At 38.3% G+C, this 21,323-nt stretch carries 20 protein-coding genes and 2 pseudogenes; 19 read left to right on the plus strand and 3 right to left on the minus strand.

Annotated elements, in window-relative coordinates:
* Positions 1-22: 22 nt before the first annotated feature.
* The 12 genes and pseudogenes from JCM10596_RS00655 to JCM10596_RS27250 all read left to right on the plus strand — a co-directional run bounded on the left by JCM10596_RS00655 (position 23) and on the right by JCM10596_RS27250 (position 12,295).
* Positions 23-724: a response regulator transcription factor gene (locus JCM10596_RS00655; RefSeq protein WP_025025493.1), complete on the plus strand. Its 702-nt coding sequence runs from the start codon at positions 23-25 to the stop codon at positions 722-724.
* The gene (locus tag JCM10596_RS00660) at positions 714-1,649 is read left to right on the plus strand and encodes a sensor histidine kinase (RefSeq protein WP_025025494.1); all 936 of its coding nucleotides are present in this window, start codon (positions 714-716) and stop codon (positions 1,647-1,649) included. The genes JCM10596_RS00655 and JCM10596_RS00660 overlap by 11 nt, the downstream gene beginning before the upstream one ends.
* Before the next feature lie 123 nt (positions 1,650-1,772).
* Entirely contained in the window at positions 1,773-2,639 is an 867-nt protein-coding gene (locus tag JCM10596_RS00665; RefSeq protein ID WP_025025495.1) for a TroA family protein, read from the plus strand.
* Positions 2,632-3,513 (plus strand): ABC transporter substrate-binding protein, encoded by an 882-nt coding sequence (locus JCM10596_RS00670; protein ID WP_025025496.1) that lies wholly within the window; start codon positions 2,632-2,634, stop codon positions 3,511-3,513. The genes JCM10596_RS00665 and JCM10596_RS00670 overlap by 8 nt, the downstream gene beginning before the upstream one ends.
* A complete protein-coding gene (locus JCM10596_RS00675) occupies positions 3,510-4,760 on the plus strand; it encodes an ABC transporter substrate-binding protein (protein WP_025025497.1) in 1,251 nt (416 codons plus the stop codon). The genes JCM10596_RS00670 and JCM10596_RS00675 overlap by 4 nt, the downstream gene beginning before the upstream one ends.
* Positions 4,761-4,822: 62 nt before the next feature.
* Positions 4,823-6,611, plus strand: a pseudogene (locus JCM10596_RS23070) (ABC transporter ATP-binding protein).
* Positions 6,612-6,706: 95 nt separating this feature from the next.
* Entirely contained in the window at positions 6,707-7,708 is a 1,002-nt protein-coding gene (locus tag JCM10596_RS00685) for a FecCD family ABC transporter permease (protein WP_025025498.1), read from the plus strand.
* Between the two features lie 135 nt (positions 7,709-7,843).
* A complete protein-coding gene (locus JCM10596_RS23075; RefSeq protein ID WP_369345580.1) occupies positions 7,844-8,734 on the plus strand; it encodes a FecCD family ABC transporter permease in 891 nt (296 codons plus the stop codon).
* Between the two features lie 11 nt (positions 8,735-8,745).
* Positions 8,746-9,551, plus strand: a pseudogene (locus JCM10596_RS23080) (ABC transporter ATP-binding protein).
* Positions 9,551-10,285: a tetratricopeptide repeat protein gene (locus JCM10596_RS23085; protein WP_051541107.1), complete on the plus strand. Its 735-nt coding sequence runs from the start codon at positions 9,551-9,553 to the stop codon at positions 10,283-10,285. Before JCM10596_RS23080 ends, JCM10596_RS23085 begins: the two are co-directional and overlap by 1 nt.
* Before the next feature lie 11 nt (positions 10,286-10,296).
* On the plus strand, positions 10,297-10,644 hold the full coding sequence (locus tag JCM10596_RS27245) for a hypothetical protein (RefSeq protein ID WP_051541109.1): 348 nt from the start codon (positions 10,297-10,299) through the stop codon (positions 10,642-10,644).
* 58 nt (positions 10,645-10,702) lie between these two features.
* Positions 10,703-12,295 (plus strand): RCC1 domain-containing protein, encoded by a 1,593-nt coding sequence (locus JCM10596_RS27250; RefSeq protein WP_025025499.1) that lies wholly within the window; start codon positions 10,703-10,705, stop codon positions 12,293-12,295.
* 38 nt (positions 12,296-12,333) lie between these two features.
* On the opposite strand, the gene JCM10596_RS00710 is transcribed toward JCM10596_RS27250, so the two are convergent.
* Complete coding sequence (locus JCM10596_RS00710; RefSeq protein ID WP_025025500.1) at positions 12,334-12,825, minus strand: CBO0543 family protein; 492 nt, start codon at positions 12,823-12,825, stop codon at positions 12,334-12,336.
* Positions 12,826-12,919: 94 nt separating this feature from the next.
* Here JCM10596_RS00710 and pcp point away from each other — a divergent pair, with 94 nt between their 5' ends.
* Entirely contained in the window at positions 12,920-13,540 is a 621-nt protein-coding gene (gene pcp / locus JCM10596_RS00715; protein WP_025025501.1) for a pyroglutamyl-peptidase I, read from the plus strand.
* 121 nt (positions 13,541-13,661) lie between these two features.
* Positions 13,662-13,943: a YiaA/YiaB family inner membrane protein gene (locus JCM10596_RS23095; protein ID WP_025025502.1), complete on the plus strand. Its 282-nt coding sequence runs from the start codon at positions 13,662-13,664 to the stop codon at positions 13,941-13,943.
* A 102-nt stretch (positions 13,944-14,045) separates the two neighbouring features.
* On the opposite strand, the gene nirD is transcribed toward JCM10596_RS23095, so the two are convergent.
* Positions 14,046-14,366 carry a nitrite reductase small subunit NirD gene (nirD, locus tag JCM10596_RS00725; RefSeq protein ID WP_025025503.1) on the minus strand — a complete coding sequence of 107 codons (321 nt, stop codon included), beginning with the start codon at positions 14,364-14,366 and terminating at the stop codon, positions 14,046-14,048.
* Position 14,367: 1 nt separating this feature from the next.
* Positions 14,368-16,794, minus strand: coding sequence for a nitrite reductase large subunit NirB (gene nirB / locus JCM10596_RS00730; protein ID WP_025025504.1), 2,427 nt, complete (start codon positions 16,792-16,794; stop codon positions 14,368-14,370).
* Between the two features lie 639 nt (positions 16,795-17,433).
* On the opposite strand from nirB, the gene JCM10596_RS00740 reads away from it, so the two are divergent.
* From JCM10596_RS00740 to JCM10596_RS00765, 5 genes are all read left to right on the plus strand, one after another.
* Positions 17,434-17,640 (plus strand): hypothetical protein, encoded by a 207-nt coding sequence (locus JCM10596_RS00740; protein WP_025025505.1) that lies wholly within the window; start codon positions 17,434-17,436, stop codon positions 17,638-17,640.
* A 311-nt stretch (positions 17,641-17,951) separates the two neighbouring features.
* On the plus strand, positions 17,952-19,340 hold the full coding sequence (locus tag JCM10596_RS00745) for a DUF2339 domain-containing protein (protein WP_025025506.1): 1,389 nt from the start codon (positions 17,952-17,954) through the stop codon (positions 19,338-19,340).
* Positions 19,334-19,636, plus strand: coding sequence for a DUF2339 domain-containing protein (locus JCM10596_RS27255; RefSeq protein ID WP_025025507.1), 303 nt, complete (start codon positions 19,334-19,336; stop codon positions 19,634-19,636). The genes JCM10596_RS00745 and JCM10596_RS27255 overlap by 7 nt, the downstream gene beginning before the upstream one ends.
* Positions 19,637-19,917: 281 nt before the next feature.
* A complete protein-coding gene (locus JCM10596_RS00760) occupies positions 19,918-20,136 on the plus strand; it encodes a hypothetical protein (protein ID WP_025025508.1) in 219 nt (72 codons plus the stop codon).
* Between the two features lie 28 nt (positions 20,137-20,164).
* Positions 20,165-21,280: a GerAB/ArcD/ProY family transporter gene (locus JCM10596_RS00765; protein ID WP_025025509.1), complete on the plus strand. Its 1,116-nt coding sequence runs from the start codon at positions 20,165-20,167 to the stop codon at positions 21,278-21,280.
* The last annotated feature ends 43 nt before the right edge of the window (positions 21,281-21,323 follow it).

Raw genomic sequence — 21,323 nt, forward strand, 5'->3', positions numbered from 1 at the left:
TAATTTACTAGGGAGTGATCTGGTGGAAAGCATATTAATTATTGATGATGATGAACAATTAACACAGATTATGACCATGTATTTAGAGAAGGATGGATACAAAGTATTTTGGGCTGAAGACGGAATTACCGGACAGAAGTTTTGTGAACAATTGACTCCCAGCCTGATTATTATGGACGTGATGCTGCCAGGAATAGATGGTTTAGGATTATGTAAGCATTTGCGTTATAATCAATGCTTTATTCCTATCTTAATGGTTTCAGCTAAAAATAATGTGAATGATCGGATTAGCGGGCTAGAAATCGGAGCAGATGATTATTTATGTAAACCATTTAGTATGAATGAATTAGTAGTGAGAGTTAAAACATTGCTTAGGAGATGGGGAAACTATGATGAATCGTTCTCTCCTAAACCAGCGTTATGGATAGATTCTGATAAGAAAAAATTATATCACTTAGGAAATGAAGTAGAATTAACGAGTACTGAGTACACTATAATGGATACATTCTTGAAACAACAAGGGAAGGTATTTAGTCGAGAAGAATTGATGTTAAGGCTAAGGGGGATCGATCACTTGCATCTGACAGAGAGGGCGATTGATTTTCATATTACAAACTTACGTAAAAAAATAGAAAAGGATCCTAAAAAACCGAAATATATTAAGACATTATGGGGAATGGGCTATCAATTTCAAGGAGGGGAGGAACAGAATTGTGAAAAATAATAGACATAATGAGGTTGAAAAACTTTACTTCATTTTCATATTTCAATTTCTTTCCTTAGTTGTCCTCCTATTAAGTTGTTATTTCTATCCTCATGTTTATACGTATCTTATAGGGGGCATTTTATTTTTAGCTTTTTCGGTTTATCTAGTGATACATATACAACAGTTCTTTGACCATAACATGCAAAGGGTTGAACAAGAATTGCTGTATGAAAAGAAGATTAAACAGCAAATGGTTGAAGATCTAAGCCATGAAATAAAAACTCCCTTAAGTACACTTAGAGGGCAAATGGAGGCGATGATGGATGGTTTGTTAGAAGCTGACGAAAAGACATTGCAGCTATCTATTAAACAGATTGATAGAATAACAGACCTAGTAGATGAATTAGATGTTTCTTTAGATGCTTTGCATTTAACGGGTAAATTAAAAGCAGTAAGTTTATCTGATTTTTTGAAACAAATTTCCTCTAACTTTGAACTCATATGTCAGTCTAAGGGAGCGAGTTATGAAATGATTAACCACCTAAAGTACGACTATGAGTTATTGTTAGATGTAAATCGTATGTATCAAGCTTTTTTTAACATTCTTAGCAATTCTATCAAATTTATTCGAGCTAAGAACCCTACTTTTAAGCTCATTGTTGAAGAGTCTGAACATCATATTCACTTTTTTTTAGCTGATAATGGAGTGGGAATTTCCGAGGAAGATGAACCTTATGTATTCGAAAGATTATACAAGGGCGACTTCAGCAGAAAGAGAGAGAAGGATTCAAGCTCAGGCTTGGGTCTTTTTATTACAAAAGAAATTGTCCAATATCATGGGGGTCAAATTATGATTTCTCATCCATCCATCTGTGGATCAGGTTGTACTTTGTTAATAAAGTTACCTAAGCCAAAGCTTTGGGTGTCTAAAAACTTCACGTAGTGAGGTTTTCTTTTTTTTTTTGAAAATCTCACATTTTCCTAACAAATTGCTCACACTTTTCAAATAGTTACCCATTATGATAAGTGAATGAGAATGATTATTATTAATATGTAGGGGGGCTACATGCAAATAGAATACTATTCACTTCATGCTAACCTTGGCTCATTTACCGGAAAGTCTAGAATAATAAGCCTAATGCCACATATCACGGATCATTTAATCTCACTCAATATACAACCTGTTGGAACGGTTACAGTTGATGATAATGAGGTTGAATTTCAAAAATATCTACGCCCCTATTTGCCACAAAGTATAGGACTGGGAAGAGCTAGACATCCCAACATAGGAAAAATCAATGATTTACAGCCAGACATTATTATAGGTGAGGCAAAGAAGCACTTGTGTTTTATAGATTCACTTTCTGCTATTGCTCCAACTATTCTCTTTAAGGATCTAACCGTTGATTGGAAGTCTGTTCTGATGTTCCTTGCTTCTCTATTTGACCGTCAACTACTAGCTAATAGTCAGTTGAAAGAATTCTATTTGAAGATAGAAGGGTATAGGAATCAATTGAAGAATCTTCCTGGAAAAAACATTGTACTATCTAATATGTGGAAAAATAATATTTATCGAATTTATACACCACATAGTCATCTCGGCAAGCTACTCTATAAAGATCTCGGATTGCCTGTAGAAGGTATTAGTATATTTAAAGGAACCAACAAGCCTTTAATTACAATGGGAATCAATGAGGTTCTTCATTCAGCTATAGATGATTTTTTTATCTTAACTGAAGATACTCTAGATAAAAGGGTCAATTTGACAGATTTTATAGATGAAGAAAAAGGGGACTATGCTCCTCGTATTCATTCCTTTATAGGCTTAAAAGACGGAGTGGAAGGCAAAGGTTTAATCCTTTATAATCTGATTCTTACTCAGTTAATCGAAACTATTTTACAAAATAGCAAAGAGGTGCAAAGAATTGTCTAAAGTTAATGTTAGAGTCATCGCTAAACAACTTGATAGAATCACCTCGTCTAGACCAAGGCGAATTGTTGCATTAACCCCTCATTTCGTGGATTACTTACTCACTTTAGAAGTGGTTCCCGTTGGAGTTGTTAGCGAAGATGAACTCGGTACCAAGTTTGATCCGTGCGTAGATCCGATCAAGCATGTAGTACAAAGTGTCGGAAAGAGCAAATCACCTGGACTAGATAAAATAAGAGAGCTTGAACCTGATTTAATTCTAGGTGAGGCTAAAAAACATCTGCCTTTTTATAAGGAGTTAGAAGGAATCGCTCCAACTATCATTGTGAAGGATTTAAGTGTCGATTGGAAAAAAATCCTTTTTTTCTTAGCGGATATTTTAGATAAAAGAGAGATGGCTGAACAAAAGTTAGCTGATTTTGAACAAAACCTAACGTCATTGAAAGAAAAGTATTTTTCGTTTTTTGGCAATCAAACCATCTTAATGGTCAATGTTTGGAAAACGGAGGGTTTTCAAGTTTATCACTACGATAGTCACCTAGGTAAGCTGATTTATGAACATTTAGGAATGAAGAAGGCTCAGGAATTGTTCATTGAATCCAAATATTTTGGTCATAAATTTATGTTTCCACATAGGCTTGAGCAACTCTCTCAACTAGATCCAGATTATCTATGGATTTTTAACACAACAGGAGAAAAGGCACAAAGGATATTAGGTGATATGACAAAAAGGCAAGAGTTCCAAGACTTATCTTGCGTGAAAAAGAAACAGGTCTTGTATTTGGGGAGTCTGAAGGATGGGAATGAGGGCAAAAGTGTACCTCACTACTCGCGTATCTTAAATGAAATTTGTAAACAAATGGAGGCAAAAGCATGAAAAAAAACGTATGGATTCTCTTTATATTCTTAATGATGGTACTTGTTGCATGCGGGCAAAGACCAGTAGGAAATGATCTTCAAGAAAGCACTAAAATAGAAACTCAAATGGAGGAGAATTCCCCATCTGAAGAAGAGGAGGTATCTCTTGATACTACAACGGAAGAAACATTAGTCATAACAGGACCAGAAACCCCTGAAACGGATATAGACCCGAAAGAAGAAGAAAAGGAAACAAACGCAGAAGCAGGAGATAAAACAGAAGGTGTGCAAGCAAAAGAAAAGGCTGCCAAGGAAGGCAATGCTTCAAAACCAACAAATTCAACAAACTCAACAAAAACGACAAAAAACTCATCACAGCCTAAAAATGTAACGACTCCACAACCTGAAAAATCGGCGAATCAACCAACTACAAAAACAGTAAAGCATGCTATGGGAAATCTTGAAGTACCGACGAATCCTACTAGGATTATCTCTCTCTCAGCGCAGTATACAGATCATCTACTCTCTTTAGGTATTGTTCCAGTTGGAACGATCAATGGAGCCTCTGGAAAAGAAGTTGGTTGGTTAGATAGAAGGCTGTCGGGAACCACCTATATTGGACATTTTCAGTCTCCTGATATTGAGATGATCCTAAGCTTGAAGCCTGACTTGATTCTTGGTGTGGAGAAGCATAATTCTAAGGCATACGCAGCATTAAGTAAAATTGCGCCTACTGTATTGCTTCAAGATATGGAGGCAGATTGGAGAGGAATCTATAAGTATGTAGCTCATGTGGTTAGTAAAGAAGACGTGGCTAACGCCAAGCTAAAAGAATTTGATCAACGTGTTAATCGGGCTAAAGCAGCTTTAGCAGGAAAAATCAAAAATGAAACAGTCCTATTTATGAGGGTTCATCACAAAGAATCGCGGTTATTTGGTACAAAAAGTCATGTAGGTAAGATTGCATATAATGGCTTAGGCTTAAAAGCTCCATCCATTACTCCAACGAATGAAGTAGAGCTACCTATTTCGTTAGAAAAAATATCAGAATTTGAAGCGGATCATATTTTCTTATTTGATACAGCCAAAAAAGAAAATCAAGATGTGATTAAGGAGATGCAACAAAATCCTTTTTGGAAAAACTCTAAAGCAGTCCAGAATGGGAATGTATATTTGCTAGGAGACCTAAATGATAGTAAAGCAGGCAAAGGACTTGTTCTTTATAACTTAATATTGGATGGGGTTCTAGACGGATTACTTAAATAATCAAGGCATTGATTTTCAGCCCCTAGAAAACAACTAAATCGCTTTTGATGGAGGAGCCTGTTTTGGACAGCATAAAATATTTTCTTAAGTTTGTCAGTCCCTACAAAATGAAAGTGATCTTAGCGATCATACTGGGGTTCGTACGCAACGCGATTCCAATGATGTTGCCCATCCTGATCATGTATACCGTTGATAACATCATTGGCTCAACAGAAGATGGTATTGAACAGAAAACAGTTCTTCTGATTACGATGATGCTGGCTAGCTTCTTTATTTACACCATAATAAGGCTCCTATTGAATTCTATAGTTCATATCTTACCCAATGGATTGGAAATAAGATCTTATATGATCTACGCCAAAGTTTATTTGTTCATTTACAGAAGCTGTCTCTACGATTCTATCATAATCAGCGATCAGGTGAGATCGTGTCAAGAGTGGTACATGATGTCGAGCAAACAAAACATTTTGTGACGATGGGTTAATTAATATTTGGTTAGATCTTGTTGCTATCGCTATAGCGATTTCCATTATGCTTTATTTACACGTTGAACTTACATTTGTTTCTTTGGTCATTCTACCGATTTACGCTATAGCGATGAGATATTTTTTTAGCAGATTTAGAAGGTTAAGCAAGGAGCGTTCACAGGCACTAGCTGGTGTGCAAGCGCATATAGGAGAACGTATTCAAGGTATCAGTGTGATAAAAAGTTTTGTTTTAGAGAAGCATGAACAACAAGTGTTTGAACAGAATAACCAACACTTTCTTAAAAAAGCGTTACATGTAATTGGTTATGAGGCGAAAACCCAAGCTGTAGTGAATACGATAACCGACATCGCTCCTCTCTTAATCATTGCTTTTGGTGGCTACCAAGTGATTATAGGAGAGCTGACAATTGGAGCTTTACTGGCTTTCTATGCTTATGCAGAACGAATTTACAACCCATTGCGACGCTTAATTAATTCTTCGACTCATTTAACGCAATCTCTTGCTTCCATGGATCGAGTTGTTGAATTATTGAAGGAACCCTATGACCTGGGGGAAGACGATAACGTCAAGAGCATGATTCAGATAGAGGGAAATATTCGATTCGAAAATGTGAGCTTCAAGTATGAAGAGCACCATGAAGACGTCCTTAAAGAGATCAATCTGGAAGTGAGAAAAGGTGAGGTTATCGCTTTGGTTGGCATGAGTGGAGGAGGGAAATCCTCTTTAATTAGCTTGATTCCTAGATTTTTTGATGTGAGTCAAGGACGTATCTGTATTGATGAGACTGACGTCCGAGAGTATAGCTTGACAGACTTGCGTAGTCAGATTGGTATGGTTCTTCAAGAACCTGTTCTGTTTAGCCAATCCATTAGAGAAAATATTATGATGGGCAATCCAAAGGCTTCAGAAGAGGAAATGGTTCAAGCAGCGAAACAAGCTTCTGCTCATGATTTTATTATGAAATTACCTCAAAAGTACGATACTTCAATTGGTGAACGAGGAATTAAACTTTCAGGTGGTCAAAGGCAACGAATTGCGATTGCTCGGCTTTTTCTGAAAAATCCCAAGATCATTATATTAGATGAAGCAACTTCTGCACTTGATCTAGAAACAGAGCAATGGGTCCAACAAGCTTTACAAAAATTAGCGTTCAATCGTACCACCATTATTGTGGCGCATCGCTTAGCAACTATTACTCATGCAGATAAGATTGTACTGATAGAACATGGGAAAATTAAAGAGCAGGGAAGGCATGAAGAATTGATGAGCCATCAAGGAAGCTATTATGAATTATTTCATATTCAGCATTTAGAGAATCAGCCCTCTAATGATGAGTCCCAGATTAGTCAGTATGTAAGTTAGAGGAGAGGTATTCCAAATGGCAGAGAACCAAACTATATATCAACAAAGAGAAAAAGTGCCTCCTATAAAAAACGAATCAAGTAAAAGCAAAACCAATGATTGCTTCCATCCTGATAGTTATAGCTAGTATTGGGATTCTTCTTGCTATGCTAGGTTCCATTATGGTTGGAGCAGCAGATATTGATGTGAAAACCGTTTTTGAAGCCATTTTTCAATATGATGAAAATCATGTTAAACATTTTACAGTGTACGAAATAAGAATACCTAGAGCGATCATGGCCTTTTTAATTGGAGCATGCTTCGCTGTGGCAGGGACTATTATGCAGGGAGTGACCAGAAATCCATTGGCAAGTCCAGGACTTATGGGAGTTTCTGCAGGGGCTAGCTTTGGAATTGTACTTAGCTTTGCTTTTTTTCCTGAATTAAAATATCACCAGCTTATCCTCGTTTCCTTACTTGGTTCTGCCTTGGGAACATTGATTGTGTATAGCATAGGAACAGTTGCTTCTTACCGTACTCGAGGTCGGTATGCCCATGTCAAATTTGCTTTAGCCGGTGCAGCAGTCGGAGGATTACTAGGCTCTTTATCTAAAGGAATTGAAATTTATTATGGTGTCATGACGAATGTCATGTACTGGTACGCGGCGGGAGTGGCAGGGGTGAAATGGTTTGAAGTAAAAACCATTTTACCTTGGTCAGTAGCAGGGCTATTGGGAGCCATGATGATCTCAAGACAACTCACTGTACTAAGCCTAGGAGATGAAGTAGCAGCAGGACTCGGTCAAAAGATTAAGTGGATTAAAGCCATCGCAGCGCTTACCGTTTTTGTCTTGGTTGGGGCAGCCGTTTCTGTAGCTGGACCAATTGGGTTTATTGGTTTAGTGATTCCCCATATCACAAGGTATTTAATAGGGATCGATTATCGCTGGGTGATTCCCTGCTCTGCTCTATTAGGTGGATTTCTCTTAGTCGTAGCTGATATGGCTTCAAGACTGGTCAATCCGCCCTTTGAAACGCCCGTTGGAGTTCTAACAGCGTTAATTGGGGTTCCCTTCTTCATTTACTTAGCAAGAGGAAATAAGAGAGTTGGATTGTGATGAAAGGACTTAGCATGGTTAAAACAAAACGAAAGTTACATCCCCTACAGACGATCATGATTTTAATTATTCTATTAATTTTATCTATATTGATTAGTATTAATATGGGCTACATCAAAATTTCTATTATTAGATATTTATAAAACATTTGCAGGATTTGGTGACTTTGAACATCATTTTATTCTACTAGATATAAGACTTCCACGAATCTTGATTGCTGTGTTAGTAGGAGCAGGATTTGCGGTATCTGGAGCGATTATGCAAGGAGTATCACAAAATGGGTTGGCTGATCCAGGTATCTTAGGAATTAATGCAGGTGCTGGGTTGTTCGTTGTCTTATATATTTCTTTTTTCTATGAAAAAATGACCATGGCTCCTGCCTATGCCCTCCCTCTGTTTGCTTTTATTGGAGCTGGAATGACAGCGGCTCTCGTATTTATTTTAAGTATCAAACAAGGAGTAGTAGACCCGATTCGCCTCGTATTAATGGGAGTAGCAGTAGGTGCTGGCATAGGTGCTTGTATGCTCTTTTCTACTTATTATATGGGTTCCTACCAATATGAGTTCGTCAAAATTTGGCTTACAGGAAGTATTTGGGGAACCAACTGGACTTATGTCTGGATCTGCTTTTTGTGGCTGCTATTCCTATTACCTCTAGCGATTTATAAGGCAAGGACTCTCAATGTCATGAATTTAGGGGATTTAGTCGCAACAGGTGTCGGAGCTCCCGTCATGAGAGAAAGAATATATCTGATCACCATTGCTGTTGCCTTGGCGGCTACGTGTGTATCTGTTGCTGGCTCGATTGGCTTTGTTGGCTTAATAGGTCCTCATCTGGCTAGACAATTGGTAGGTGTTAATCATAAATTTATGGTTCCTACAGCAGCCTTAGCTGGGAGTATTCTTGTTGTGATGGCTGATATGATAGGGAGAGTGATTGCACATCCTACTGAAATTCCTGTCGGCATCGTGGTTGCGGGAATAGGAGCTCCCTACTTTCTATATCTACTAATAAAAACCAAGTGAGGAGAAGCATGATGACAGCAATTAGAACTCATTCACTAAGCCTTAGTTATCAAGAGGATACCATTATTGAAAATTTAAACCTGAGTGTTCCAGAAGGAAAGATTACAGCCTTAATAGGACCAAATGGTTCAGGCAAATCGACCATTCTTAAATCGTTGGTTAGAGTCTTAAAGCCAACGGAAGGCTGTGTCTATCTAGATGGGAAGGATATTCAACAAATGGCTACCAAAAAAGTAGCTCAAAAGCTATCTTTTCTCCCCCAAAGTCCAGATGCACCAGATGGTCTATCCGTAGAAGAGCTTATTTCATATGGTCGTTATCCCTATCAAAAAGGCTTTGGGATTCAAAGCAAAGAAGATATTGAAATGATTAGATGGGCAATTGAGGTAACAAAGCTTGAAGAATTTCGCGAACGACCGATCCACTCCCTATCTGGGGGGCAGAGACAGAGAGCTTGGATTGCCATGCATTAGCCCAAGGAACGGATTATATGCTGCTTGACGAACCGACAACATATCTAGATTTAGCTCATCAAATGGAGGTATTGCAATTATTAGATGAGCTTAATAAAAAACAGAAGAAAACCATTATTTTAGTGGTGCATGATCTGAATCATGCTTCTCGTTTTGCGCACCATGTTGTAGCCATTTCAAAAGGACAGCTAGCTTATGAAGGCTCCCCTCAAGAAGTGATTACAAAAGAGATGCTTTCAAAGGTATTTGGGATTGAAGCTGAGATTATTTTAGATCCTATTCACAAAATGCCACTATGTATTCCCTATTCCTTAGTTCAAACAAAAGAGTCACTAGCTGTCTAATGAAAAGAGAAACACTCTATAAGAAAAGAAGAAGAGGAGATGTTCGTATGATGATTACTACAGGAAAGCAGCGAGTAAAAATAATGGCTGAACTAGCAAATCAGTATGCCAAACTAGGTAACGCAGAGAAGGCAGAAGAATTATTTCAAAGGGCAGTACAGGAAACAGATCGATTAGAAGAGCAAAAGGAGCGAGAAGCAATGTTTGCACATCTTGCTAATGAATTTGCTTCCATTAATCATTTTGACAAAGCACTAGCCTATCTCGATCGAATAACCAATCAAGAGGTATACGTCAAAACCATCTGGAAACTTGTCAACAAAATAGCGAAAGCAGGGAATTCTACCCTAGCAGAAAACTTATTATTGCAGGGGATAGACATAGCTCAAAAAATAGAAACTCCTCTCTTAAAAAGTGAACTACTAACAGGAAGCGGAGCTAGTTATAGACATATAGATTATTCGCGAGGTGTTGCTTTAGTAGAGGAAGCCTATCAACTTGCGACTCAAATTGAAGAACCCTATCATAAAGCGATTCTTTTCAACGAAATAGGAGCTAATTATATTGATGTAAAAGAGAAAGAAAAGGCATTAGAGGTATTTTCGCAGGCTCATTCCCTAGTAGCTGCTATCTCCTCTACAGTTGAAAAAGCCCAGGTGTTGGCTATGTTAGGTGGAGAATTGGCTGAGAAAGGGAGAGAGAAAGGGCAACGGATATTCTGGAAGAAGCGGTAGAAATAGCTGCATTGATAGGAGAAAGTGAAGAAAAATTTGCTGTTACTAGCGAGATAGCGAGAAATTTCGGACAGAGCTTCAAGTATGAAAGAGGGATAGAAGTAGCGAATACGATTCTCGATCCTTTTCATCAAGTAGAGGGCTATATTCGTGTAGTAAAAAATTTGATAAAAAATAAACAGCATGATAAAGCACTTGAACTGCTAGAAAAATCAGAAGCAATTGCGCTGGAGATCAAAGAGTCTTATAAGCGAGCTATCGTTATCAGAAAAATCATATCAGAGCTGATTAGTTTGAAGAGCAATGAAAAGGCACTAATTTTATTAAATGCGTTGGAGAAGCAGATTAGCGAGCAATGAGAAGGAAAAAGTACCAATTAGCTAAAAAAATAATGATGACATTGGAGTTGATGATCGTATGAACACAAAGAAAAAAGTAAGCATATTTATTGTAAAGTTAATCTTAATTTTATCACTTATCTTAGGGGGACCCTCTTCTATCTTAGCCAATACCGTTAAAGATGATAAGGCGGCTGTATACACTGGAAATAATGTTTCTTTTGCCTTATCTAAAGGGCAAGTATGGGTGTGGGGTGAAAATAACTTTGGTAAATTAGGGATTGGGAATGATGATTTGTCCTTGGAACAAACTACCGCTGTATCTATTCCTAATTTTGATAATGTGAAAGCATTAGCAACGGGCAGCGACCATGTGCTTGCCTTCAAGAATGATGGAACGGTCTGGGGATGGGGTAGAAATGACAAGGGGCAACTTGGACTAGATCACACACAAAGTCCCATTCTTTCTCCCGTTCATATAAAAAGTCTTGATCAGGTGAAGGGGATATTTGCTGGAAATAATTACTCTGTCATTTTAAAAGAAGATGGCACTGTATGGACATTCGGTGATTTTACAAATGGGAAGCTAGGACAAGGGGATCTTTCACAGGATCAGCTTACTCCCAAAAAAATAGAAGGATTCACTCATATAAAATGGCTAGCAGTTGGAAATGAGCATGTGGTTGCTTTAAAGCAAGATGATACCGTATGGGCTTGGGGAGCAAACAAAAGTGGAAGAGTAGGAAATGGAAATGAAGAGAATCAATTTTCTCCAGTAAAAATAGAAGGATTAAGCAAGATAAAAACAATCGTAGCTGGAAATGAGCATAGCTTTGCGATTCAAGAAGACGGGGCTGTGTATGCTTGGGGAAGAAATCATAAAGGACAGCTTGGAAACGGTAAGACGGAAGATTCTTTAACCCCCATTCTTAGCCAACTGGTAACAGATCTTAAACCTAAAGCAATAGAAGCTGGTGGTAATTTTACTATGGCGATAGCCGCTGACGGCAATGTCTGGACTTGGGGTGATAATGGTCATGGACGTCTAGGAGCAGGAAGACATATTCCATCTGAAAGTATTATTCCGGTCAAAGTACAAAAGGGGGAAGGAACAGGTTCAGGTGAATTTCTAGAAGGGATTATCCAGCTTGCTACTAGAAATAATCATGTATTGGCATTACATGAAAATGGAACTGTACTTGCTTGGGGCAATAATAATAAAGGACAGTTAGCCGATGGATTTACAGGGAATATTGAATTTACACCGATCAAAAGCTTGGTTCCTAAATTAATAGGGAAGGACATTGTTTTAACCATTGGACAAACTAAAGTAAGCGTAGGCGAAAAAGAACTTAGTTTAGATGTTGCCCCTTATATTGACCATGCTACATCTAGAACATTCGTGCCTATTCGTTTCGTAAGTGAGGCTCTGGATGCTAAAGTTGAATGGCTAGCTCAAGAACGACAAATTAAGATTACGGAGGGTACTCATCATATTGTATTAACAATTGGCTCGTCTCAGGCTATTGTTAACGGAAAGAAAATGGCATTAGATGCACCAGCAGAGATCAAAAATGGTCGCGCTTTTGTGCCTATCCGTTTTATTTCAGAAGTATTTGGAGCAAGCGTAGATTATCAGTCACAAACGAAAAAAATTACCATTTCAAAATAAGGAACTCTGGGGGATTTGTCATTAATGACAGATCCTTTTTATTTCTTTATGATAAAAAAAGTGTCCTTATTATCTGCTTTCTTCCAAACTTCTATAAAGGTACGAGCAATGAGCTTGGCACAGATTACAGTGATTGCTGAATGAATCCATGTCCAGCCATTTTTAAACTTAATGAGATTGGTTTTGCTTTCAGCTAAAAGTTCAATAGTAAGTTGGGGAATAGTAAACAAAATCGATTCTTTTAGTATATCTTGTAAGTTAGAGTGATAGGTTGATTGGCAGAACCAAACTGTGAATAATGGACAAATCAAATAATCATATACACCACTATTTTTTATTTTTGAAGGAAATAGACGAACAGGATATTCCAGACATTTTTTTGAAATGAGGAAGTTATCTATAAAATGATTAGAAACCGCACTTAAAAGGTGGATTGTTACCCAATATTTATATGGTCGCTGTCTAAAAAGGGTAGGTAAACAGAGAATTCCTAGAACCAAGAAAAATCTTAAGATAGTTAGCTGACTCATTAAACCTTCTCCTTTTGAGCTATTTTATTTTAGTTATTTCCATTTTTTAATATAATTATGGTATTGTCCCAAAAACCATTTTAGGAGGATTTCTATGCGACAGAAAAAGCTACTCTTAACAGGATTTGAACCTTTTCTTGATCATCCCATAAATCCAACAGAACAAATTGTCAAAACGTTGGAAAAGCGTGATATTGGTGAGTATCAGGTATACGGTCATATATTGCCAGTTCGGTTTAATGAATCAGCTAAGGAATTAATAGACGTATTTGAAGAAATTCAACCTGATGTCGTCATTTCATTAGGTTTGGCGGCAGGACGTAACCGTATCACGCCTGAACGAGTGGCGATCAATTGCAACGATGGTGAACCAGACAATGAAGGAATGAGTTATTGCGACCAAGCGATACAACCTGATGGACCTGCCGCTTATTTTAGTACACTGCCTCTTCGCCAGATTGTAGATACTTTGCAAGAACATCAATTTCCTGCTGAAATTTCGAACTCAGCAGGAACCTATCTATGCAACAATATTATGTACCAAATGCTCCATTACATTGATGAGCAGGGACTGGATGTGCGATCTGGATTTATCCATATCCCAGCTTCACATGAATTGACCATTCAGAGTAGGAAAGGCTATCCTAGCTGGTCGATGGAATCGCTTATTTCAGCGCTACAATTGATCATATCATGCTTGGATAATGATAAATAGCTATTCTTAAGAGCAGGTACTATACAAAGTTGGTACTAGTTCATTTTTCTCAGCCGCGTTATAGTAAACACATGAAATCATTCATTCATATTCATCAAAGAATACAAAGGAGCTGAGAAAAATGAGAAGAAAGCATCGTCGAAATACCCCTGCCTTTACATTTTTAAGCTGGGCTAGTTTTGCTCTAGCATTTCTAGCTATGTCCATTGGAATTTATAACTTAGAAGCAGAGTTATCTGTGAAAGGGTACTATGCTGTTTCTGCTTTATTTCTAGTCATGTCCTCTTTCGTTTTACAAAAAACAATTCGTGATAACCAAGAGGATGATGATCAAGTGATTGATCGAGTTGTCATCGAAGAAAAAGAGGATAAAAGCAAAATAGCGAAAGCTACGATTTCATAAAGTAGACTTCCATAAGGTGAGTTTTTATCTCATCTGATGGTTAGAACGAGAAAAAGAGCCTAGAATGGCTCTTTTTTCATATGGACTTTTTCCCCTGATTTTTTAAAGATTCACATATACTTCTCCGTCAAGCACTTCTACTTTATACGTTTGTACCTTTCCCTCATCTGGGGCCTGCACTAGACCATCTGTCAGTGAGATTTTCCAATCGTACACAGGGCAGAATACATAGTGACCACTAACTAAACCTTCCGATAGAACGCCGCCCTTTGGGTGTGGGCTTTTGTCCTCGACAGCGTATATTTCTCCACTTGTCACTTTAAAAAGAGCGATGCGGTGGTCATTAATCTGGACGGGTTGCCCAATCTGTGGCTCTAATTCATCATAGGTTGCGACTTTTACACGGGTTAGTAAATCGTTCATATTAGTTCACCTCTACCTGAATCTGACGTTTTTTGTAATACTTCTCTTGAATTTCTTCATTCTCAAGTGCTTCTTTCCAAGGTTCTTTGTAACGGGTTAATGTCACTTCTAATCTTTCGATTAATTGCTCTCTTGTTTCAGGATCTTCGATGGCTGCTTTAATGTTTTCCAGACCGAAACGTTCTACCCAATGAGAAGTACGTTCAAGGTAATTGGCTGTTTCCCGATAATATTGCAGGAATACGCTGGTCACCTCAAGCGCTTCTTCCTTTGTTTTTACCGTGCATAACAGGTCTCCAGCACGTAAATCAGTACCACCGTTGCCCGCTACATAGATTTCCCACCCGCCATCGACACCGACGAAACCAATATCTTTAATGCCAGATTCCGCACAGTTACGGGGGCAAGCGGAGACACCCATCTTAAACTTATGAGGTGTGTCCAAACGTTCAAATTTCTTCTCCAGCTCGATTCCAAGCCCCATGGAATCTTGTGTACCGTAACGGCAGAAGGTTTTCCCGACGCAGGTTTTAACGGTACGGAGTGTTTTTCCATACGCATATCCAGATGGCATGTCGAGTTCTTCCCAAATTGGAAGCAAGTCATCTTTTTTAACACCGAATAATCCGATTCGTTGTCCTCCTGTCAGTTTGACAAGTGGAACATTATATTTTTCAGCGACCTCAGCAATTTTTTTCAAATCTTCCGCCGTCGTCACCCCACCATACATCCTTGGGATAACAGAGTAGGTACCATCCTTTTGAATGTTCGCGTGCATCTTCTCATTTACTAAGCGGGAGTTGCTATCATCGATGTACTCCGTAGGGTGCAGCATGCCTAGTAGATAGTTAAGGGCCGGGCGACATTTGGAGCATCCTTCTTCATTCTTCCAGCCAAGAACATACATGACTTCTTTTGTTGTATGAAGGCCTTTCTCTTCTATTTCCGCTACCACTTCTGCTTGATCTAAGGTAGTACACCCACAAAGGGTTTTCTTCGTTGCCGCATTTTTATCGAAGGAATCCCCTAAGGTGTAAGCAAGAATCTCACCGACTAAGTCTTTGCACCTTCCACAGGAACGACCTGCATTCGTACAACCACCCACTTCATCGACTGTAGTTAAACCATTTGTATTAATGGCATCCACGATCGTTTTTTTCGTCACACCATTACAGCCACAGACGAGCTCATCATCAGGCATGGAAGCAATATCCTCGCCGCCACCGCCTCCACCACAAGGGGTATGAAGTATTTGTGTACTTGTCATTCCGGTTAAGTCCTCTTTTTTCAATAGCATCCGGAATAGCTTTTGACTATCGGATGTATCACCATATAAGACGATTCCAACGATGCAGTTATCGCGGATCAGAATCTTTTTATATACGCCGTCAAAACTATTGTGTATGACGATCGACTTCGTACGAGCATCTTCATTTATTTCCCCTGCGGAAAACAAGTCGACGCCTGCTACTTTTAACTGTGTTCCTACAATTGATCCTTCGTAACGGGCAACATCATGATCAGTCAGTCTGGATGCCAGCACTTTGGCTTGCTCATAAAGGGGAGCGACTAATCCGTAGGTCACTTCTCGGTGCTCCGCACATTCTCCCACCGCAGAAACATGGGGAACGCTCGTTTCCATAAAGTCGTTGACAACAATTCCACGATTCACATAAATACCGCTTTGTTGTGCAAGCTCTGTGTTAGGTTTTATTCCCACAGCCATGACAACGAGGTCCGCCTCGATTTCGCTTCCATCTGTGAAGCGTAGACCAGTCACGCGCTCATTACCCAAGATTTCAGCGGTCTGCTTTTCCATAAAAAACTTCATTCCCTGTGCTTCCAACTCGTCTTTCAACATCGCACCAGCGGTTGCATCTAGCTGTCTTTCCATCAAGTGTGGCGACAAGTGTACAACACTTGCTTCCATTCCTAAGTTTAATAACCCTCTTGCTGCTTCCAATCCGAGTAGTCCGCCACCAATGACAACTGCTTTTTTATATTGGCTCGCTACATTGATCATCATTTCACAATCGCTTATATCACGAAAACCGGTTACACCTTCTTTCTCTGCACCTGGTATCGGTAAGATAAAGGAGGAGGAGCCTGTTGCGATAATGAGTTCATCATAGGATACAACTGTTCCTTTTTCTGAGATTACGTGTTTCTGGTCGGTGTCAATCTGTACGATGGCTTCATTTACAAATAGATTAATCTTGTTTTCCTTATACCAATCCCACTCATTCATGATAATATCGTCGATCGTTGTGTCACCTTGCAATACGTTAGACAGTTTAATTCGATTATAATTCGGATAAGGTTCTGATCCGAAGATGGTGATGTTGTACATATCTTTATTTTGTTGTAGCAATTCTTCAATCACGCGAATTCCAGCCATTCCATTCCCAATCATTACAAGTTGTTTCATGGTATTCCCTCCAATAACGGATGTTTTCCGGAATTAATTTTTTATCTGTATCTGTTTATATATTTATATTATATGTAATTTTCTCGTTTGTTTGTGAAGTTTATCACAAAAAATGGAGTTTGTGATGAATTTCACAAAACTGCCATTTTTCCAAATTCCTATTGGTTCGTAAATACTCTCGAAGTGAATAAGGAAATGGTTGGAATAAGCAAAGGCGACCATAAGGTGGTCGCCAAGTAAATTTCAGCACTTTACTCTATAAAGCACTTAATTTTTATTCTTATTTTTTTCTTTATAGTACATGAGGGTCATGGTAACAGAATAGACAATCAAGAAAGTAAACACAGTCAAAGAAAAAAAGGAAACATCCTCCATCTAAATAACTCCTCTCATTGTCAATTTTCCTTACTATTCACAACCAACTTGGTGGTACCTGAGTAAACATCGTGCTCCTGCCTCTATATTAATTCTTAGTATACATTTTTTCCAGATTAATGTTTCTTCTTGTTAATAAAAGGGAATATAGATCTAGACAATATAGTGTAAAAACCCACACTTTTTTTCTTGAGGCTAAATATATAGAATTTTCTGCCGATATAATGCATAAATAGCATGTATCTTCAGTTGGGAGGGATTCAAATGTTAAAGCTAAAAAATGTACAGGTGCGTATCGTTGATCAAGAGAAGAAAATAGATCCCTTGCTGGTCTTGAGTGAAGCTGAATGTGCTGTATTTTTTCATCAGAAAAAGATATTAGAAGAAGAATATGGAGTCGAGTTCACAGTTGAAGAGTGGAATTTTGCAATCGAGGTTCTTTTAGAGGAAGCCTTTAATGGCGCAAAATAAACATTTGTTATCCTAATGAAAGAAAACCAGTATACATAGGTGTAGTTATCCATACATAGGTTTGATCATAATGCCCTTTTTTAGCCGTAGTATCTTGAATATTCAACGAGCTAATAAGGGCTCTTCCTTTGTACTTTAAAATTGTAATCTAGGAGTAAGACCAGGTACTAATATAAGTTGGTACTGCTCAAACAGAATCATTTCAAGTATGATTAGAGATGAAAAGAAAATGAGGAAATGGGCAGTAGGAAATAGAATAATTAGCTTTACAATGATGATGTCAGTAGACATGAGATAATGGAGTGTGTGATATGGAACAGGAAAAAAGAATTGAGGAGTTAGAAAGAAAAGTATCCAAGCTTGAAAAAGAAATGGAAGAGATCAAGCAGGGTCAGATTCAGAGAAATCAAACGTTCTCCCCACTTCGTCAGGAAAACATAGAGAGGCAAGTGAAAACAGCTGATAGGGGAAGAATAGAGAATAAGCTGTCCCAGCCAGCGGTGAAAGAAACCCAACCACCGATTGATTGGGAGCATCAAATCGGGCGAGTATGGCTACCACGTATCTTTATTTTTGTTTTGCTATTAGGGGTTATTTGGGGTTTTATCGCAGCAGTAGAAGGTGGCTTTATTAACGAACAGGTCAGAATTTTACTGGGAGTGCTTGGTGCAGGAGCGATGATTGTTCTTGGTGAGAAACAAATCAAAAACAATAGGAAGGCACTAGGGCAAGTCTTATTAGGCGGAGCGATTGGTTTATTGATGCTGACAACATTCGCAGCACATCTCTTATATGGTCTAATTGGAGCATCTTTTGCGTTTATCTTGAATATTGGTTGGATAGTCGGTGGAATGTATGCAGCATATAGGCATAAATCGGAAGTATTAGCGATCCTTTCAGCCATTGCAGGAACGCTTGTTCCTTTCTTGATTCAATCGGATCAACCCAGTGTAGAGATTTTCACAGCCTATGAAGTAGCTTTGTATGGCGGGTTCCTCTTTTTTGCCTTAAAACAACAGTATAGCAAGCTTTATTACACTTCTGCTATCCTGCTTCATGTCGCTTTTCTGATCTTTAGTATCCATGTTTACGATTTTTCGTATGAAATATTAGCTTTTGGAGCTATTGTCCAGCATCTGTTGCTAGTAGCAGCATTCATGCAAAAAAATCTAAATCTAAGGCAGCAAATGGGTGTGTTATTTTCAAGCTTTGTTTTGACTACGATTTGGATGAGAGTTGGATTTGGAGATCCTTATTTTGAATGGGCGGTCCTAGGGTCTTTTCTCTTATATTTGGCGGTGGGATATGTATTAAGAGAGAAGAAGGAAGATCGCCTCCCTATTGCCTTATCCATTGCAAGCTATTCTCTCATGATCTATTTGATTACGGTCATAGAGCTGGAATGGATGGTTATCCTGCTTCTAGTAGAAGGGGTGATTGCCTTCTATATTGGATATTTAGTCAACTCTAGACTGCAAAAAGTGACGGGGAGCTTGATTTATCTCCTAGGTGGATTCTTGGCTTTACCTTTGATATTTGAAGAACTTTCTGCTATCCTCTCTGTTGAAACATTGACTTGGATCGTATTCTTAGCTTCTCTTAAAGGGCTTGATCTGATTCTTACGAAATATGATCAGGAACCTGCCAAGGGCTATAAGATAAATTCGTTTATTTATGTGATTCTTGCTTTATCATGCTGATCTTTATTACGCAGTTAGCCATGTATTTTACGGAAGGTGTGGCAGAGCATATTCAGCATTTAGTAATCTCCTTCTCTTGGGCTCTATATGCCATAGCTGGGGTTCTCTATGGGGTGATGAGAAGCAAAAAGAACGTGCGTGTTTTTGGAGTCGGCTTGCTCTTTTTCACTCTGCTAAAAATCATTTTTGTTGATTTGCCGAATGTCCCTCTTTTTATCAGAGCCATTTTATTTATAGGGTTAGGAGCAATTGGAATCTTTATGTCTAGAATGTATTATTCGAAAAAATCCACGTAAACATTAAAGAAAATACACATTATATATCGATTGAGAAGTGCTCTTCTATTTAAGGAGGCACTTCTTTTTTTACTGAATAGGAAAGTATAAATTTTTGTATAATCTCTAACAAAAATTTATACTTTCTGGCAGCATGAAAAGCTTCCTCTAAAGAAGGACTAGACGACATCTTCGAAAGGGCTTCGGTAGAAGCTTTTCTTACTCCATAGAATCAAGCACATATATTTCCATAAAATGAGCAGGATACAGGTAGGAGTCTTTTATGGAGAAAGGAGTGTACGATGGTTACTCTGGGAACGGCCTTAACCTTTATCTTTTTTTTCTTACTAATCATATCAATCGATGCCTTTTTATTTGATCTTCCTTTTATAGAAGCCGTAGAGGTGCTATATATTAACAATGTCATGATGAGAAAAGGAATCATGTTTGGAACTCTCATCAGTATCTTTATTATGGCTATTCTTATTGATTATCGCCGAAGTCAATCGAAGCAATCATGAAATTGAACAAGAAAGGGGAATGTTGGGAATGAATGAATTCGTAGAAAAAATAAATATGTGGCAATTATTTGTTCTCATCATTGTTTTTGAAATTGGTTCAGCAGTGGTTGTGGGAATCGCTACAGAAGCAGGGCGTGATGCGTGGCTTGCTATTTTACTCGCTACGGGAATTGGTTTACTGCTGATTCGATTGTTTATCTATATTCTTTCAGCTAAAAAAGGGAAGAATCTATTTGAGATTATGGAGCTGATTCTGGGAAAGTATGTCACTCTATTTATTACCGGAGCCTATATCCTTTATTTTTTGTATATTGCTTCAAGGGTGCTTCGTGATTTCTTAGAGCTGTTAGTTACGGATGTTTTCCCCAACACGCCTATTGAAGTGATGAGCATCCTCTTTATGCTTGTTGTAATCTATATCTTATATTTAGGACCAGAAGTGTTAGCAAGAACCACAGAGATATTTTTTCCCTACATTCTCTTGTTACTATTCGTCATTCCAATCTTTCTGATGGTCGGGGAAGAGGTTCAGCTAGATTATTTAAAACCTGTCTTGGCAGAAGGCTTTAAACCTATTATTAATGCTATTTTCCCAGCTTTGATTGGTTTTCCCTTTGGTGAAACGATTGTATTTACCTTACTTATGTCTTCTGTCACCAATGCAAAGCACCTACCGAGAGTAGGGATGGGGGCAATTCTTCTCTCAGGACTGATTCTATCCTTTTTCACTTTTCTAAAGCTTACTGTATTAGGTGAAGACATGTCCTCAAGAGCTACCTTTCCTCTCTTGAATGCCACGAGAGAAATATCCTTGGCTAACTTTATTGAACGCTTAGATCCTCTCGTCGTGTTCATTATGATGCTAGGAATTTTCGTTAAAGTGAGTGTGTTCTTTTTTGGAGGATTGAAAGGGCTGGAATATATCTTTCATATTCCCTTTCGTTACTTTTCTCTGCCAATTGGAATTATCTTAGCCTTATTCGCTGTCTTGATCTCTTCTGATTTTGCTGAGCATATCGAAGAAGGATTAGAGTTTGTCCCTATGTATTTACATATCCCTTTCCAGGTAGTCATTCCTCTCCTATTAGGTGGACTTGTAGTTTGGATGAAAAAAAAGAAAGGAGTGTATAGCAGAAGTGTATAAAAAGTGGCGAAAGAAACGGCAAGGTCGGAACAAAGAAAACCAT

Origin of the sequence: Caldalkalibacillus mannanilyticus JCM 10596 (assembly GCF_000615945.1) — a bacterium.
GTDB classification, from domain to species: domain Bacteria; phylum Bacillota; class Bacilli; order Caldalkalibacillales; family JCM-10596; genus Bacillus_AT; species Bacillus_AT mannanilyticus.

What these genes read in the sequence shown, in the direction of transcription:
- JCM10596_RS00665 (WP_025025495.1), top strand. Translation starts at nt 1,773, where the DNA reads ATGCAAATAGAATACTATTCACTTCATGCTAACCTTGGCTCATTTACC.
- JCM10596_RS00675 (WP_025025497.1), top strand. Translation starts at nt 3,510, where the DNA reads ATGAAAAAAAACGTATGGATTCTCTTTATATTCTTAATGATGGTACTT.
- JCM10596_RS00685 (WP_025025498.1), top strand. Translation starts at nt 6,707, where the DNA reads ATGATTGCTTCCATCCTGATAGTTATAGCTAGTATTGGGATTCTTCTT.
- JCM10596_RS23085 (WP_051541107.1), top strand. Translation starts at nt 9,551, where the DNA reads ATGAAAAGAGAAACACTCTATAAGAAAAGAAGAAGAGGAGATGTTCGT.
- JCM10596_RS27250 (WP_025025499.1), top strand. Translation starts at nt 10,703, where the DNA reads ATGAACACAAAGAAAAAAGTAAGCATATTTATTGTAAAGTTAATCTTA.
- JCM10596_RS00710 (WP_025025500.1), bottom strand. Translation starts at nt 12,825, where the DNA reads ATGAGTCAGCTAACTATCTTAAGATTTTTCTTGGTTCTAGGAATTCTC.
- pcp (WP_025025501.1), top strand. Translation starts at nt 12,920, where the DNA reads ATGCGACAGAAAAAGCTACTCTTAACAGGATTTGAACCTTTTCTTGAT.
- JCM10596_RS23095 (WP_025025502.1), top strand. Translation starts at nt 13,662, where the DNA reads ATGAGAAGAAAGCATCGTCGAAATACCCCTGCCTTTACATTTTTAAGC.
- nirD (WP_025025503.1), bottom strand. Translation starts at nt 14,366, where the DNA reads ATGAACGATTTACTAACCCGTGTAAAAGTCGCAACCTATGATGAATTA.
- nirB (WP_025025504.1), bottom strand. Translation starts at nt 16,794, where the DNA reads ATGAAACAACTTGTAATGATTGGGAATGGAATGGCTGGAATTCGCGTG.
- JCM10596_RS00740 (WP_025025505.1), top strand. Translation starts at nt 17,434, where the DNA reads ATGTTAAAGCTAAAAAATGTACAGGTGCGTATCGTTGATCAAGAGAAG.
- JCM10596_RS00745 (WP_025025506.1), top strand. Translation starts at nt 17,952, where the DNA reads ATGGAACAGGAAAAAAGAATTGAGGAGTTAGAAAGAAAAGTATCCAAG.
- JCM10596_RS27255 (WP_025025507.1), top strand. Translation starts at nt 19,334, where the DNA reads ATGCTGATCTTTATTACGCAGTTAGCCATGTATTTTACGGAAGGTGTG.
- JCM10596_RS00760 (WP_025025508.1), top strand. Translation starts at nt 19,918, where the DNA reads ATGGTTACTCTGGGAACGGCCTTAACCTTTATCTTTTTTTTCTTACTA.
- JCM10596_RS00765 (WP_025025509.1), top strand. Translation starts at nt 20,165, where the DNA reads ATGAATGAATTCGTAGAAAAAATAAATATGTGGCAATTATTTGTTCTC.